Raw genomic sequence first — 14,650 nt, 5'->3', positions numbered from 1 at the left:
ATAAAATAGAATAAGACTAAGAAATACGAAACAGGAGGGACAAGTCATGAGTGATGACCTTCGCCGGAATATGGCCCTCTTTCCCATTGGGATCGTCATGAAGCTGACGGATCTCACTGCGAGGCAAATCCGTTATTACGAACAAAACGACCTGATTCAGCCCGCCCGCACAGAAGGGAAGCAGAGGCTCTTTTCTTTCAACGACGTAGATCGCTTGTTGGAGATTAAGGCTCTGATTGAAAAAGGACTGAATATTGCTGGGATCAAGCAAGTCCTGCAAATGCAAGAGCCTGCTTTGGAACAAACAGAGATTACGACGACGTCCGAAGAGAAACGCAAGGACATGTCCGACAAAGAGCTGCATCAGCTCCTAAGGCAACAGATTATGTATCGCGATGCCACTCGCCATGGCGAGGGTGCATTGATACGTGGAGAGCTTTCCCGCTTCTTCCACTAGATAGAAAGCTGATATAGAGACAGGAGGAGAGAAATGTGAGCAAGTTTACAAGAGAAGACATCATGCGCATGGCCCAAGAAGAGGACGTAAGGTATATCCGACTGCAGTTTACCGACCTGATGGGGATCATTAAAAACGTAGAAATCCCGCTGTCCCAATTGCCAAAAGCACTCGATGGCAAAATGATGTTTGATGGTTCTTCCATCGAGGGCTTCGTTCGCATCGAGGAATCCGACATGTACCTGGTACCTGATCTGGATACATGGGTTGTATTCCCGTGGGGCAATGAGTTTGGTAAAATTGCACGTCTGATCTGTGATATCCACATGCCAGATGGCTCTCCATTCGAAGGAGATCCGCGCTACATCCTAAAGCGTGCCTTGAAAGAAGCGGAAGAAATGGGCTTCACAGCTTTCAACGTAGGTCCAGAGCCTGAGTTTTTCCTATTCAAGCTGGATGCAAAAGGTGAGCCAACGCTGGATCTGAACGACCAAGGCGGATACTTCGACTTTGCTCCACTCGACTCCGGTGAAAACTGCCGTCGTGATATCGTATTGACGTTGGAGAAAATGGGCTTTGAAGTGGAAGCATCTCACCACGAGGTAGCTCCAGGTCAACACGAAATCGACTTCAAGTATGCAAATGCACTCCAAGCAGCTGACCAAATCTTGACGTTCAAACTGGTTGTTAAAACGATCGCGCAAAAACACGGTCTGCATGCCACGTTCATGCCAAAACCGCTGTATGGTGTAGCTGGTTCCGGTATGCACGCGAACCAATCGCTGTTCCGTGGTAAAGAAAATGCTTTCTATGACGAGTCTGATGTAATGGGACTGAGCCAAACAGCGAAGCATTATCTGGCAGGTATTTTGCAGCATGCTCGCAGCTTTACAGCGATCACGAACCCGCTCGTAAACTCTTACAAGCGTTTGGTTCCTGGTTACGAGGCTCCTTGCTACGTAGCTTGGTCTGCGAAAAACCGTTCTCCATTGATCCGTATCCCTGCTTCCAGAGGCTTGAGCACGCGTATTGAAGTACGTAGCCCAGACCCAGCAACGAACCCATACTTGGCGTTGGCAGTTATGCTGAAAGCTGGTTTGGACGGAATCAAAAACAAGCTTACGCCACCTGCTGCTATTGATCGCAACATCTACGTGATGACCGAGCAAGACCGCGAAGCCAACGGAATCGAGAACTTGCCTGCTACTTTGAAGGAAGCAATCGAGTGCCTGAAAGCAGATCCGGTGATTTGCGAAGCATTGGGCGAGCACGCATTGGTGCACTTTATTGAAGCGAAAGAAATTGAGTGGGATATGTTCCGCACACGCGTTCACGATTGGGAGCGCGAGCAATACATGACTGCTTATTAATAAGCGAGACCCCTTGTGCCTGTATGGTCAAGGCCCCGTTTAGTGGACAGTAAGAAAAAACCGGGCCGTTAGGCCACTAGCTGGCGTCTGAATTCAACAGGCGTCAGCTTTTTTAATTTTCTCTGCGGGCGGAAGCTCTCCATCCATCGAGGCATTGTCATAACAGTTGCCTCTTCTAGACATGCTGATTTGGGCGCCAACCTTTGGCAGCATGTCGTGGTAAGTGTAGGACGTGTATTGGAATCCTTGATCGCTGTGAACGATCAGTCCAGTCACGTCTTTCGTCTTTTCAAAAGCTTTCTCAAAGGTCTGTAGGACCAATTGATTGTCCTCTCCGAGTTTCCTATACTTCCGCATCGAGACCTTTAGTCGGTCCTCATCATGAATTTTCAATTCTTGCATGATCACCCGTTTGGAAACACTCTTTAATCTCATCTGAATTGCGTGCAACTTAAGTTATTCACTATAATGCTTAAACTTCTGCCCATTCTTTGCTGGCATAAAAATACACCCCCTAAAGTTTTCATCGGTAAACCGTAGGGGTTTTTCCAATGTCTACTTTAAGGGGTGCACTTGATTTAAGGAGACGGTTTTTAACTTTTGTTTACGGAATTTGCGGGTACACGAAACAAATACTTTATTTGACCACGAGGTACAATTCGTAGCCAGCGATTTGCTACTTCTGATTATCTTCAGGAAGTAGCGAATATTCTAAACCCATAAAACTAGCTACAGAGAGCTCTTCTTCGTTTATGACTTGAAATCGGTAATTAGCAGGAGACAATAGCGCCTGGTTATCAGCTTCTGTCAAATTTTCTTTTAGCTTTAGCTGTTGCGAAATCGTATACCGATTCTCTTTACTGTTTAACTCAATTTGAACGTGTGAAGGAGTCTCAGCAAGCAAACTTTTAATGGTCTCGTTACCCGGCATATCTGCAAACGTAAAGTAAATGGGTTTTTCTGTATGCATCATTTTTTCTCTCAATTCGTCCGAAATTAAGATTCGTAATGTAAGTTCTGCTGAATTACCGTTTTTTGTTATTTGAAGCACGGATGTTTTCAAATTCTCACCAGTAATTTCTTCGAAATAATCGTAGACGCTTACATATGACTTCTCTTTAGGGACTGTTACTGATGAACTACCCTCGCTACAGCCACTAAGAAGAACGATGAACAGAAGGAGAAGGATATGGAGAGATCGGATCATAGATCTTTTGATTTTTTACTAGAATACTCTTTGTACGAGTATTTGACGTTAACGTAGTTAGAATCTACTACTCTGCCTTGAAAATATTCGACTATGTTTCCAGTTGTTTTTACGGCTTTTGATCCGTATTCAACAGTTGTAATCGTACGCTTTGGTATGACCCAACTGTGGGTTGTTTCTATAGTGTCCTCTTTTCCAAATGAAACTTCTGCATTAATCCCCACTTTTCCCTCTATTAACCTCCAGTTGACTTTCGACTCGGCTTCCAGACCTATTTTTCCGGTCAGAAATGTTTTTCTTGTAACCTTCCTTGAAAAGGTATCGTTCTCGTTACTATCGTTCTCAATATCAGCTTCATAAGATTTTGATTTGTATAGGTCCTTCTTAGACTGTTCATACACTTTGCCAGTCATATCATTGCCTAAGGGACCAATCTTAGATGAATCACTCTTTGTAAGGGCATTTGTAAAATCATACTCTACTGGGTTCTCATATACATGTTCAACAATTTTTAGTTTACCTATTTTAATAGGCTCACCTTGAGATACTGCGAAGGCAGAACCAGCCCCAGATACTACTAAACTGCTAAGTAAGACAGTTGCGATAGAAAACTTCTTAATATTCATTCTCTTCCCCCCAGTATATTTAACGCAATTTTCAATACCGGAATCATCATAACATATATTTCCAATTAATGTATATAACTGGATTGTTTTGTGCTTGGAGAGCTTGAGCCGACAATGACAATTAGGAAGCAGCGAGCGTGGTTCCTTTCAACTCAGTAGATTAACTGCTTGGATAAAAGCGGGAGGGGTTCGTGATCCTATTAACAAACAAGCATAATAGAAAAAACAAATACTAAATGAAGACAAGAGCCCTCCAATGTTGAAGGGCTCTAAGCAGCATTATATCGGGCTTTTCTACATGTATAGCCCACCCACAAATCACCCACAAAATGATGAAAAGATTTGATGTCATTTGAAACAACAATAGGTGAAACGGTTGATTTTATGCGATTTCTAGGAGGTATTAAAACCGATTGAAAGCCAAGATTATGTTCCGCACACGCGTTCACGATTGGGAGCGCGAGCAATACATGACTGCTTACTAATAAGCGAAACCCCTTGTGCCTGTAGGTGCGAGGGGTTTTTTCAATTTGTGTGCAAATTTCATTTTTTAAGAGGTTTAACATTTTTGCCCACGGTTTGCCCACTATTTTTTCTGAGTACACACTTTCCATGTAGTTATCAAGCTTGTCCATGTCTTGAGACGAGTTTTCGTCACGGAGCGGGTTAAGGAGAACGTGCGGACGGTCGTTGCTTCTAATGAGTCTGTAGCCGTTACGACAATCTTGTTACACATTACGGGTTTGTAAATCTTATTTCTCCAGAAACAGGTATATATTGATTGTTATTATCTTTACTGCGATTTTTGATTTCAAAATAGTATTTGCCTGCTTTAGGGATTCTGAAGGTATGAACCATAGAATTCCTATTTCCCGTCCTTGTAACCTCGTGAACTACTTCATGATTGGTTGGATGGAGGATGCCACAGACTGTAAGTTACTTCAGTATTCCCAGCCTGGATTGAGTAACATATAACGTGAATCTACCTGAATTACTTGCATCAAAGTGGTTACTCTTCGGTAGTCAGCACATTGGTAAATGGAAAATATGTGTTGAAGCAGGTTGAGGAGAAACTTGCTTGTTAAATGTATTTTCTTGTTGAGCAAAAGCGGAAGGGGCACTGATGGCTAATACAGCAAAAGCCAAGATCACAGACAGAAACTGAAAACGATAGTGATGTGGTTCGGCGGAATTATTAGCTGTTTTCGACTCCAAGTAACGACATAAGAAAACGACCTCTCCATACGACTACAACACTCCTTTTTCTAGGAACGTAAAAAAGCAGAACCTATAAAAGAATGGTAATGAAAAATGAACCGAGCCATACTGAAACACTTGTTAGGCAATACCTCCAGATACTTGAGGACTTTCGGGCAAAAAGAAAATTGGTTCCCAAACAAATTAATAAGTAAATCAGGATAATCAAATACCCTAAGGGACTAGTACTTGGAGACCGGCTACCATCAAGTGCACCACCAGTCATTATGACAAATATGAGAACATAGACTCCTGCGATCCCAAGGAGGATGTTCAAGGCGACAGCAGATAACTTCATCCACAAAGGTATTCACCTCAAAAAAGTTGTTATTAGTTTGACGCGCTTTCATCAATAATGTTGTCTTATGCTACAAAACATAATACTCATCTTGTAATTAAGTCTCGTCATCTGCCAGTAATTCCTGGAGCATCCGTTCCTTGTTATTTAGAAACTCTTTATAGTAAAAATAATGATCAGTTTCTTCTAGTGATTTCATCTGAATACCACTAGCAGTTAACTCGTATATCACACTATCCGGATAGGCCATGAGAATGGGAGAGTGAGTTGATATAACAAATTGGGAGTTTGTTTTGATTAGAGAGTGGATTCTAGAGAGCATAGCCATTTGACGGAAAGGTGATAATGCAGCTTCTGGTTCGTCCAATATATACAGTCCATTGCCACTAAATCGATGAAGAAATGTGGCAAAGAAAGCTTCTCCATGAGAGAGACGGTGCAGAGACTTGCCGCCATATGAGTCAATAATCGGTCTACTATAGGAAGGAGCTCGATCCATCTCGTCGATATTTGTAGCCAGATTGTAATAGGTTTCGGCTCTGAAAAAGAATCCATCTTTTGGTTTTCTAAAACCTCGAATGAGCCGTATAAATTGGTGTAGCTCAGAATGAGTATCTTGAGTAGAAAAAGAAAAATTAATAGTTCCACCTTCTGGATTAAATCCTAAAGCAACGGCAATTGCTTCAAGGAAGGTAGACTTACCCATGCCATTTTCACCGATGATATACGTCACTTGAGGATGGATATCTAGACTTTCAAAATCAGTAAGAAAGGGAAGATTAAATGGGTAGGACAAAAAAGAGGGAACATTTTCTCTTTCCAAATGTATGCTACGTAAGAATGTGTCTTTTGAACTCGTTGTCAAATTTCTATGCTCCTTTCTTTACTATTTTTTATTTCATTCATTATACGCGAGCACTTCGAGGGATCAAAGCTCGTGTACTTCCATAAAAGAAAGCTGATTTATCAAAATGTGTAGGGAAGAAAGATGGACCTTATAACCAATACCCTATCCAGTAAATTGCTCCGCTGATAACGACTAATGCGATGAAAAACATTATTCTAGCTCTAACCTTTTTGGGACTGGGAGAAAAGATAATTTCCGCACCAACCCACAAGAAAAGGAGCAAAGCTAATAAAACTTTAGATAGTAGCAACAATGTAAATCACCTCCAATTTATGGTTAATTATACCGTGTAATTAGCTTTGAGGAATGCTGGTTATAACCAATTTAACACGAAAGTTATTGAGGGAAACGAGGTAAGAAAGGATTGAAAAAGAAAGGGAATATGTATAAGCCCCGTTGGTTTGGGGCCTTGAACCTAGCAATTGCAAGGGAAAGGAAAGAGGTTTATTACGAAATTTAATGGAATGGTGATGATGGTGAACGTTTCATTGCTACCAGTGTAGACCCGAACGCGAAAACCATTTGGTCCGACACTGAGAAGACAGCCGGTAAATGTATCAAATATTGTTTTTACTACAACAATTCTGTTGATTAATCGGACTGCTTTTCTACGATTCTTTCTTTGTATGTCCAAGGACACTTTTCTCGATGAAGTTGTAACACCTTTTTGTGCCGCCAATTCTGACACCTCCTTTTAAACAATCTTTAATACTATATGGTATAGAGAATGCAAATGGGGGAAGCTTGGCAACTGATACAAGCCTACGGTAAACGCAAATGTGCGAATTGATGCGCAAATTCATTTTAGAAAGGCTTATCCAAATTAAAGACAAAGTTTAAAGGGCGATTATGTAAAAAGGGCAGCTTATACAGCCGCCCATAAACATTGAAAATTACTCGCTACTGCAAGCAACAATTACTAAAAGGACGAAGAGAACCAAAATTAAAGAAAAGTCATCAAAAAAGCCAGCGCTCATTAATGTCACCCCTTAATTGTAATTAAGGATAACCCTAAAATTAAGGTATGTCATATAACGAACTATGTATGGGCGTTTGTACAAGAAAAATAAAATGGGTGTAAGAAATGTAATTTTTATGGTGATTAACGCAAAGTGTACTTAGTCAATGACGAAGAAATCATCAAAAATCTCTCCGCGGTATCTTCACTTTGGTCGTTTACCTTTCATTTCCCGCAATAGTTATGGAAAAAAGCCCTTTAATAAAAGGGCCAGTAATTACGATAAGTATCTGTGTCGAAAACAACATCAATCTGAATGCCAGATTTTTTGTTCACTCTGCTTTTACGCAATAGCGAACATACTCTTCAATTCATGCAGTCTGTGTTTCTTTCCAATCATGACCGAGTGCTAATCAGTCGTTATAGCAACAAATGATAACTACGATTTTACAACAATTGAAGTTAACAAAACCGTAATTGTATGAGTAGGCTTCAATTGTACTTTAGATGACCAAGAATGTTGATGAGCTTGCCAAATGGGTCGCGGACGTAGAAACGCCGAACACCCCATGGCTCATCTGCTGGCCCATATTCAATTGGAAACCCTGCTTTCTTCATCCGTTCGAGCGCTGTATCGACGTCATCAACTTCAATTGATAGATCGGGAGTAAGAGTGTGGGAACCTCCCTGTGAAGCAAAACTAATTTGAACGCTCATTTCTTCGGCAGTCCCGTAAGTTGCGATCCAACCATGATCCATCAATAAATTTAGGCCGAGCACGTCCTGATAAAAGCATTTAGCTGCTGCGATATCCTGACTCTCTATATTGGCGACGATTCGTTTGACCTTCATTTCGTACCCTCCCGAATTATTGGAGTTTTTGATAATCTATTGATTATTTTATATGAAATATACGTGAACGTGATTAACAAAACACACGATTTGTTACATGTGCAACGGTATTACTGGATAAGATCTTTTTGAGCCAAATCAATTGCGACAGCTATGGCAGTTGTGATGCGATTTCGGCGAATGCGTCAAATAGCCCCCACCTTTATCAAGATGAGGGCCGTCTAGACTGCTGCCAGTTGATAAACTATCGTGGCAACTTGCGATTGCTTCCTCTTCAACGGATTTACTGTTCGTGTTGTGCAATAGAGGTGCAACTTGAAACTCTGTCCAAAATAGTTCGTGCTTACCTTTACTGCTTCTGGTCGTGCAGGTGCGTCATCAGAGTGTCGAGCGCATCTGACCAGAGGTCGTACATGTACTTATCTCCGGGGTGATCGGCGACTCCGTGTAGGTGGAAGATCATCTCGGTGCGGTCGCCCTGTGCGATGAGGGTTAGGGTCACGACAGGGGAGTTGGGATCGTTGACGAGCTGTTCGAAAGGTACGACGTCGAGAAACACGCCTCCGGTGGGATACTCCTCGCGGTCTCCAAGTTCACCATCATGTATCGATAGTTAAATATCTCCTTGATCAAGGTTCTCATTAAATATGACCGCAATGTGTCGTCATTTCAAGCTACTTGGAAAGAGCATTGAAGAGATTGAACGGATATGTGTAGGGTCTTAACAAAAGAGAATTAGAGAATAGGTGGACCCCTCGAATTTGAGGGGCATGTACACGTCAAATTTGAGACAGTAGTTAAAGACCTGTAACGCTTGCGCTATTACGCCGGAAATTAGCAAGGAGCCCCATCTCTCTCCGCACACATCACATTCAACCAAGGTCTGGAGACTATCTCTTACATTACAAGCAGTTGGACTCGACAGCTCTTCATTTTCTCACGTTCTTCTTCCGGATATACCAGCCGCGTTTATGAAAGGAGATGGACCTGTAATTCTGGGCCAGTCTGATGATTCGTTTACGAGTAAGTGATGCCGGTTTTGAAGATAAGCTTTTGTTAAGGGAACTTCTTACAACCAGATGACCGGGGTAGTGAGCTTTCACGAAGTTACCGTAAGTTTCGAACTCGGAGAAGCCGGCATAACTCTGCTTGTTGGTTTTCTTAATAATCGCCCAGTACCACCTAGTTTTATGCCTGGCCTCAATTTTAGACTTCAGCCGGGAGAGCTTCGATTTGTCGAACAGCATATAGTGGGCAACGAAAGAGCGCGAAGCGGTTGCCCTGGTTCCCATTAATTTCTTATAGGTGCGAAAATACTCGGGACGACTCCAGTTACGGCAGTAAAAAACGGTTTTCCCGTTGACGAGAAAAACATGAGGGCGGATGAGAATGGTGTCGGCGTCAATCACAAGATAATACCTTTGCTTGGTCAAGTTTCCTCCCGCCAATTTTAACAATTGTTGGAGTAGCCAGCCCGAGCGATTGGTACGTTTGGTTTGGTAGTGAATGTTTTTTTTTGTAATGGGGAGGACGCGTCTTTCATTGATGAAGGTGCAGTTTTTACGCCGGCAAAGGGCTTGGATTCGTTTGCTTGGTGGCGATACAACCATGATCTTACCGACCGGATGCTTCACTTGCTTCCGTATACTGTCAATGACATAGGGAAGAGTGCCAAGGTCTTTCTCAATAGCTGGGATCAGGACATCAATTTTAATAGAGCTGTTGAAAGTGCTTTTCGCTGAACGTGTCAACTTCTCAACTCCTTTTCGCTTAGCAGCTTTAAGCATATGTGTCTGAACAGGTTAGCCAGAGTGTCCGACTTTCCAGATAGAATATGATTTTCTTCCTTAAGGTGAATATGACAGATATGGAAATCCTGAGAAATGGATGTTTGTCTGAAATTCTCCTCACTTTGACTCGTCGGAATTGTTGACCTACAACAATGGCAGCTTGTTCCGACTTCGATGCTACTAACGGAATACATACGTTTCTTTGAGGGGAGACCGGAACAGATGGAGCTAGCAGAAAACCAGGAGCACTGTGATAGCCGTGACGAAATCCGACGAAAGCGGCAAATGAATGCATTCACATTTTAACAGTCTGTGTAGGGAGGAAAGCTCATGGCTCGAGTTGAGGTAACGGGTCGGCGGTATGAGCTGCCATCGATTAAAGGACAGGGGTGGGGGAGTTTCATGATTACGGCAACGATGCATTTCGTTGGGGGTACCTTGGGGAGTGTGGCTTGCCAAAATTTATAGCTGATGCAGGATTAAGCCAAGGTTACATGTGAAGCAAATTGGCACCGAGTAAAGGCGTGGTATATCAAGGTGACGAGACTATCCAAAAAATAAAATCAGAACCAATTCGGAGATGTAGCGAAGGCCTACTGACGGTGGAGGAAGCCAGAGAAGAATGGGAACTGGTTGCGTTAGAAAATTGTCGTCGAAAGTCACTCACATGTAGTGATACTGATCCGTATGGAGCTCGGGTTCTCTTCTCCGAATGTTCTGCCGGAGCATATCAGGATCACATGCAAGCGTGCCTGAAAAAGAGCGATTTAACTTAACAGTACCTACGAGAAGTGGAAAGACGTAAGAAACGTCAACACACCTCTTAACCAACGTAAGAGGTGTGTCTATTATCAAACTTTGTTAAAATGTAAATTTCTTTGTCGAGTAGGGAACCGTCGGGAAATACATTCTTTAGAGAGTCAGCAAGTACAATAATTTTATTCCATTCTATAAAACCCAAGGGGCCGCATCATAACAAAAGAGAAATTAAGTAAAGCTACTCAAGGAGCGAAACCGTAAAAAAACGTATCCGGCCATGGTTGCAAAGGGGGTATACATTTCCCGTGATAAACCCAACCGCCATGCCAATTGTGACAGCAATGATCGTCGCAAGTAGTAAATCACTCACCAGATATACTTGATGATCATGCTACTACCTCGACAAAGACATCTGACAGCCACTTTGACCACCTCCTGCAATAACATAAGAAGTGGTCAAAGGAAGTTGCCTGACGTTGGATCGGTATTTTCGCTAATTATTCGCAAATGGGTTGCATGATTACTTGCGTTTTGTATAGCTGAACCGGTGTGGGAGTGATGCGAGGCGAAAAGCGGTGCCGTATTCAGAAGGAGAAGAAATAGCGGTAATGGAGGATAATAATGTTGGTTAGAAGCTGTTAGTAGTGTTTGGGTTGCGCCAATGACCGGAATCTGAACAGTTACCGCTACTGTGGGTATTGTCGTTGGCCTTACGTAGAATCATCTCCATAATAGGTTAGTTGATTTTATGATTCTGTACCAAACCACTATTTATTTTAACAAGCAGTACCAGAACAGGTAGCGGTACATGAACGGAAATCATGGTCCGAATACAAACGATGCTGTCGATGGCTTGGTTCCGATTACGACAGTAGCATCGAACTCGTCAGACCTTGTCACCCGTGTAATCAGCCCGCAACGAGTGAAGATATCGACTGTCTGAGGTGTCTGACGCTCGCTTGTCTCTATTAGTAAGTGTCCACCAGGCGCCAGCCAGAGTGGAGCTGTAGCCACTATTCGTCTCTGGACGTCAAGCCCATCTGTTCCCCCGTCGAGTGCTATTTTCGCCTCATGTATGCGAGCTTCAGGTGGAAGAAATTCGATGGCTTTGGTGGGAACGTAGGGAGCATTCGCAACGATGACGTTAACGCGCCCCCTCAGTATGATAGGAAGAGGCTCAAATAAATCTCCTTCGTATACGCGCCCCCCTGCGGTAGTAATATTCCGGCGAGTGCATTGCACCGAGGCTGGATCAATGTCAGTAGCATACAATTCGATATGTTCCAAGTAAGCAAGAACCGCACCCACCGCCCCTGAACCGCAACATAGGTCAAGCACTACCGACTTTGGACGGATGAGGGCGGCAGCCTGTCTAGCGAGAAAGGCTGTACGTTGTCTGGGAACGAAAACTCCCTTATCCACAATAATCCGCAGTCCACAGAACTCAGCCCATCCGATAATGTGTTCGAGAGGCATGCCAGTTGTTCGCAGTTCTACCATGTCCGAAAGTTCAGTTGTTGTCCCTGCCGAAGCGATGAGTAACCTGGCCTCATCTTCAGCGAAAACACACCCAGCTTCCTGAAGTTTAGTGACGATAATAGAAAAAAATTGATCGTCATGATCCCCATAATCATTCAAAGAATAAATTCCCTCACTTCAGAATTGATGTCATTTTATGTATTAGATTTTATTTTATCTAAGGAGCCAACACAACACATGATTTGAAAAATAGGAGAGTTTGTGTGGGTGAGATCATTTCTGCATCCTGAATTTCAAGGTAATCACTGCTACCTTGAGGCAATAGTAACCACTTCAGTAGGAATTTTGAACTGTTTGGAGAATACGATGTATCAATCATTGGAATAGGGGGACGTTCATATGGGCTTATTAGACGGTCTAATGGGTAACGCTTCGGAAGTTAACATTGCAGATGTTCAAAGAGAGTATGCTCAAATCTTAGCGAAAAATGAGAACATAGAAAAGGCGTACAAATTAATTCGTGATATGTTTATCTTCACCAACAAGCGGTTAATACTGGTTGACAAGCAAGGCATTACTGGTAGAAAAATAGAATACCACTCCATACCTTATAAAAGTATTAACCATTTTAGCATTGAAACAGCCGGAAATTTTGACTTGGATGCGGAATTGAAAATTTGGGTTTCTGGAAGTGCAGTACCGATCCAAAAACAATTTAACAAAAATTTGAATATTTATCACATACAGAGTGTGTTGGCTGAGTACATTTTGAATGAGTAGCAGACAGTGGTCGGAATTCAACCAGAGACTGGTTATTCAGTTTCGTTTGCATACAAATTGAGGAAGCTGCAATCTTCCCATTGCACAAGTCTAAGATACTTGAAAAGTACAACATTTTCCCACCAAACGGAAAATACAAACTATTTACCAATATTTATGCATGAACTAGCCGCACAATCAAACCGATAAAAGTAAGGTAATATGAAATCTAGTGTAGATTCTCTTGGGGATAAGGCGTACGACTTAATCTGTGCAGATGAGTCTGCGCTATTTTTTTGGCAAGAGAAGGTTTGCATACCTATATATACTTGTAGTAAATATTGATCTGATAACCTACTATATACATGACTACTTTTTTATTCACGTATTACTTCTTGTGAACCCCAATTTGCTTAAAGCAATTGGGGACTTTTTTGTATCGAGGTGACTACAGGTTTATTTCATTTCTCCGATGCGGCTCGAACAGGTAGATAAGTCGTTATTCGACAGCCGTTACATTTTACATAAATATCATGCTGTACAAAAATAGCCTGAGTGAGGAGCTAGGCATTCATGAACGAAGAACGGACGTATTCGATTTATCGAAGTTGCAGAGCGGACGGGACTTTCTACGGATACTCTTCGATATTACGAGAAAATAGGATTGCTTGCTTCGCCGAAGAAATCATGCAAGGAGTAGATTTAGCCGGTAAGGTTGCGATTGTGACTGGCGGATATTCTGGTATTGGCTTGGAGGTATCGAGGGTATTTGCGAAGGCAGGCGCCCAAGTGGTCGTACCGGCCCGTTCGCAGGACAAAGCCAAAGTCGCAATGGAGGCCGTTCCTGAAGCGGAACTAGGCGAGCTTGATCTTGCCGATATTTGGCGACTTTACCTTTTTAACTTAGTCAGAGTCTTCAAAAACTTGAGGCACCTTCCTTTTAGATAGGAGGTGCCTCGCCGTGTTATTTGGTCAATTCCATCCCTTCAAAGGATTGGATCTTATTGAATGCTACATTATCTTTTCTAGAAGTAAATAGCCCCATGTTAAAGTCCTTATCTTTGGACCATTCTTAGTATAAATAGAGAGAATGTTCGTTTTTCAACATGCATATCAATTGATGCTTTGAAAATAGGGAAGAAGGTGATTCTTGCTATTTGAATGCTGTTCTTCTTGTATTAATCATCGAAAAGATAGGCGCTCAATAGCACTCCAATGATATTAATTTGATTTGCTAACGAAACCTGAAGAAGGACCAAAAACTGGGGCTAATCTTGACGGGTGCAGCTTGTGGCTAAGGCCAAAAAATTCACAGAAGTTCATAATCAGTGGGCTCCACTTCTCGGGATCGATGTAGTTCTTCTCGCCAGTCATTAGGATTTGTTCATCAACATGAACGCGTATTATCTTTACTTCAATAGCTTTTAAAGAGCTGGGCAGTTCAAAATTATGGACTTGTTCTACCACTGCCTCTAATTGCACTGGGCATTCAGCAACGCGTGGAGGCCGAATCAGGTCCGAATCTTGAGGGGTGAGCCTAGCCGTTCCGAATTTATCCGGTTCAAATCGATATCCCACATTAGCCTTGCGCTCAGGGATAGGATTTCGTCCAGTTAGTAAAGCGAGACGATCCACCGCATGAGCAAGATCAGGCGAAGGAAGATTCAAAACACATTCGCGTTCGCGCAACAAATTGGTAACGGTTTGAGATGAGCTACTCATTCCAAGCATGCAAGATTGGTTAAGCCACCATGCAGAAGACATAGGGGCAAGGTTGACAGAATTGTCCTCATTTAATGTACTGATGAGTACAACTGGCGTCCCAAAGTATAGAATTTTTGGTTCAACTACCTTGTGCATAATCGTGCTCCCTCCACTATGAAAAGAAATGTTTTCCATCGTCTCAAATAAGAGACCTAGTTCAAATTATA

At 42.4% G+C, this 14,650-nt stretch carries 16 protein-coding genes and 1 pseudogene; 6 read left to right on the top strand and 11 right to left on the bottom strand.

Translation table 11 applies throughout. From position 1 onward, the window contains the following. The first annotated feature begins 46 nt into the window (after positions 1–46). Both AB432_RS17445 and glnA read left to right on the top strand, forming a co-directional pair. Positions 47–457: a MerR family transcriptional regulator gene (locus tag AB432_RS17445; RefSeq protein WP_007719086.1), complete on the top strand. Its 411-nt coding sequence runs from the start codon at positions 47–49 to the stop codon at positions 455–457. A gap of 35 nt (positions 458–492) precedes the next feature. Then, entirely contained in the window at positions 493–1,827 is a 1,335-nt protein-coding gene (gene glnA / locus AB432_RS17440) for a type I glutamate--ammonia ligase (RefSeq protein WP_048033359.1), read from the top strand. Between the two features lie 141 nt (positions 1,828–1,968). On the opposite strand, the pseudogene AB432_RS31105 reads toward glnA, so the two are convergent. From AB432_RS31105 to AB432_RS17400, 9 genes and pseudogenes are all read right to left on the bottom strand, one after another. Next, positions 1,969–2,157 (bottom strand): annotated as a pseudogene (locus tag AB432_RS31105) (DDE-type integrase/transposase/recombinase); the annotation flags it as partial. 346 nt (positions 2,158–2,503) lie between these two features. Beyond that, positions 2,504–2,878 carry a hypothetical protein gene (locus AB432_RS17430; RefSeq protein WP_235617491.1) on the bottom strand — a complete coding sequence of 125 codons (375 nt, stop codon included), beginning with the start codon at positions 2,876–2,878 and terminating at the stop codon, positions 2,504–2,506. A gap of 152 nt (positions 2,879–3,030) precedes the next feature. Then, the gene (locus AB432_RS17425; protein ID WP_048033357.1) at positions 3,031–3,660 is read right to left on the bottom strand and encodes a hypothetical protein; all 630 of its coding nucleotides are present in this window, start codon (positions 3,658–3,660) and stop codon (positions 3,031–3,033) included. 269 nt (positions 3,661–3,929) lie between these two features. Beyond that, a complete protein-coding gene (locus AB432_RS30540; RefSeq protein ID WP_162630251.1) occupies positions 3,930–4,295 on the bottom strand; it encodes a hypothetical protein in 366 nt (121 codons plus the stop codon). Positions 4,296–5,312: 1,017 nt separating this feature from the next. Next, on the bottom strand, positions 5,313–6,080 hold the full coding sequence (locus AB432_RS17420) for an AAA family ATPase (protein ID WP_048033356.1): 768 nt from the start codon (positions 6,078–6,080) through the stop codon (positions 5,313–5,315). A gap of 935 nt (positions 6,081–7,015) precedes the next feature. Next, a complete protein-coding gene (locus AB432_RS17415) occupies positions 7,016–7,099 on the bottom strand; it encodes a YjcZ family sporulation protein (RefSeq protein WP_082195952.1) in 84 nt (27 codons plus the stop codon). Positions 7,100–7,572: 473 nt separating this feature from the next. Then, positions 7,573–7,932 (bottom strand): VOC family protein, encoded by a 360-nt coding sequence (locus AB432_RS17410; protein ID WP_048033355.1) that lies wholly within the window; start codon positions 7,930–7,932, stop codon positions 7,573–7,575. Between the two features lie 349 nt (positions 7,933–8,281). Then, positions 8,282–8,491, bottom strand: coding sequence for an SRPBCC family protein (locus AB432_RS17405; RefSeq protein WP_053079599.1), 210 nt, complete (start codon positions 8,489–8,491; stop codon positions 8,282–8,284). A gap of 370 nt (positions 8,492–8,861) precedes the next feature. Continuing rightward, positions 8,862–9,683: a DUF6492 family protein gene (locus AB432_RS17400; protein WP_048033354.1), complete on the bottom strand. Its 822-nt coding sequence runs from the start codon at positions 9,681–9,683 to the stop codon at positions 8,862–8,864. Between the two features lie 369 nt (positions 9,684–10,052). On the opposite strand from AB432_RS17400, the gene AB432_RS30535 reads away from it, so the two are divergent. Continuing rightward, positions 10,053–10,190, top strand: a complete 138-nt coding sequence (locus AB432_RS30535) for a hypothetical protein (protein WP_162630250.1) — start codon at positions 10,053–10,055, stop codon at positions 10,188–10,190. A 1,110-nt stretch (positions 10,191–11,300) separates the two neighbouring features. Here AB432_RS30535 and AB432_RS17395 read toward each other — a convergent pair. Then, positions 11,301–12,119, bottom strand: a complete 819-nt coding sequence (locus tag AB432_RS17395) for a putative protein N(5)-glutamine methyltransferase (protein ID WP_048033353.1) — start codon at positions 12,117–12,119, stop codon at positions 11,301–11,303. 240 nt (positions 12,120–12,359) lie between these two features. Here AB432_RS17395 and AB432_RS17390 point away from each other — a divergent pair, with 240 nt between their 5' ends. From AB432_RS17390 to AB432_RS17380, 3 genes are all read left to right on the top strand, one after another. After that, complete coding sequence (locus AB432_RS17390; protein ID WP_048033352.1) at positions 12,360–12,740, top strand: PH domain-containing protein; 381 nt, start codon at positions 12,360–12,362, stop codon at positions 12,738–12,740. Positions 12,741–13,311: 571 nt separating this feature from the next. Continuing rightward, complete coding sequence (locus AB432_RS31535) at positions 13,312–13,419, top strand: MerR family DNA-binding transcriptional regulator (protein WP_419178487.1); 108 nt, start codon at positions 13,312–13,314, stop codon at positions 13,417–13,419. Beyond that, a complete protein-coding gene (locus AB432_RS17380; RefSeq protein WP_235617747.1) occupies positions 13,407–13,667 on the top strand; it encodes an SDR family NAD(P)-dependent oxidoreductase in 261 nt (86 codons plus the stop codon). Before AB432_RS31535 ends, AB432_RS17380 begins: the two co-directional genes overlap by 13 nt. Before the next feature lie 273 nt (positions 13,668–13,940). On the opposite strand, the gene AB432_RS17375 is transcribed toward AB432_RS17380, so the two are convergent. After that, a complete protein-coding gene (locus tag AB432_RS17375) occupies positions 13,941–14,579 on the bottom strand; it encodes a flavin reductase family protein (protein WP_048033350.1) in 639 nt (212 codons plus the stop codon). Between the last annotated feature and the right edge of the window lie 71 nt (positions 14,580–14,650).

This window comes from Brevibacillus brevis, from assembly GCF_001039275.2.
Lineage (GTDB): Bacteria > Bacillota > Bacilli > Brevibacillales > Brevibacillaceae > Brevibacillus > Brevibacillus brevis_C.
Note: the sequence above shows the minus strand (reverse complement) of the source record. Positions and strands in the feature narration are given on the sequence as shown.

Bases quoted from the DNA above. Each gene is read 5' to 3' on its own strand.
- AB432_RS30540 (WP_162630251.1), bottom strand. From the start codon at position 4,295: ATGGACAAGCTTGATAACTACATGGAAAGTGTGTACTCAGAAAAAATA.
- AB432_RS17380 (WP_235617747.1), top strand. From the start codon at position 13,407: ATGCAAGGAGTAGATTTAGCCGGTAAGGTTGCGATTGTGACTGGCGGA.
- AB432_RS30535 (WP_162630250.1), top strand. From the start codon at position 10,053: ATGGCTCGAGTTGAGGTAACGGGTCGGCGGTATGAGCTGCCATCGATT.
- AB432_RS17390 (WP_048033352.1), top strand. From the start codon at position 12,360: ATGGGCTTATTAGACGGTCTAATGGGTAACGCTTCGGAAGTTAACATT.
- AB432_RS17375 (WP_048033350.1), bottom strand. From the start codon at position 14,579: ATGCACAAGGTAGTTGAACCAAAAATTCTATACTTTGGGACGCCAGTT.
- AB432_RS17415 (WP_082195952.1), bottom strand. From the start codon at position 7,099: ATGAGCGCTGGCTTTTTTGATGACTTTTCTTTAATTTTGGTTCTCTTC.
- AB432_RS17445 (WP_007719086.1), top strand. From the start codon at position 47: ATGAGTGATGACCTTCGCCGGAATATGGCCCTCTTTCCCATTGGGATC.
- AB432_RS17410 (WP_048033355.1), bottom strand. From the start codon at position 7,932: ATGAAGGTCAAACGAATCGTCGCCAATATAGAGAGTCAGGATATCGCA.
- AB432_RS17425 (WP_048033357.1), bottom strand. From the start codon at position 3,660: ATGAATATTAAGAAGTTTTCTATCGCAACTGTCTTACTTAGCAGTTTA.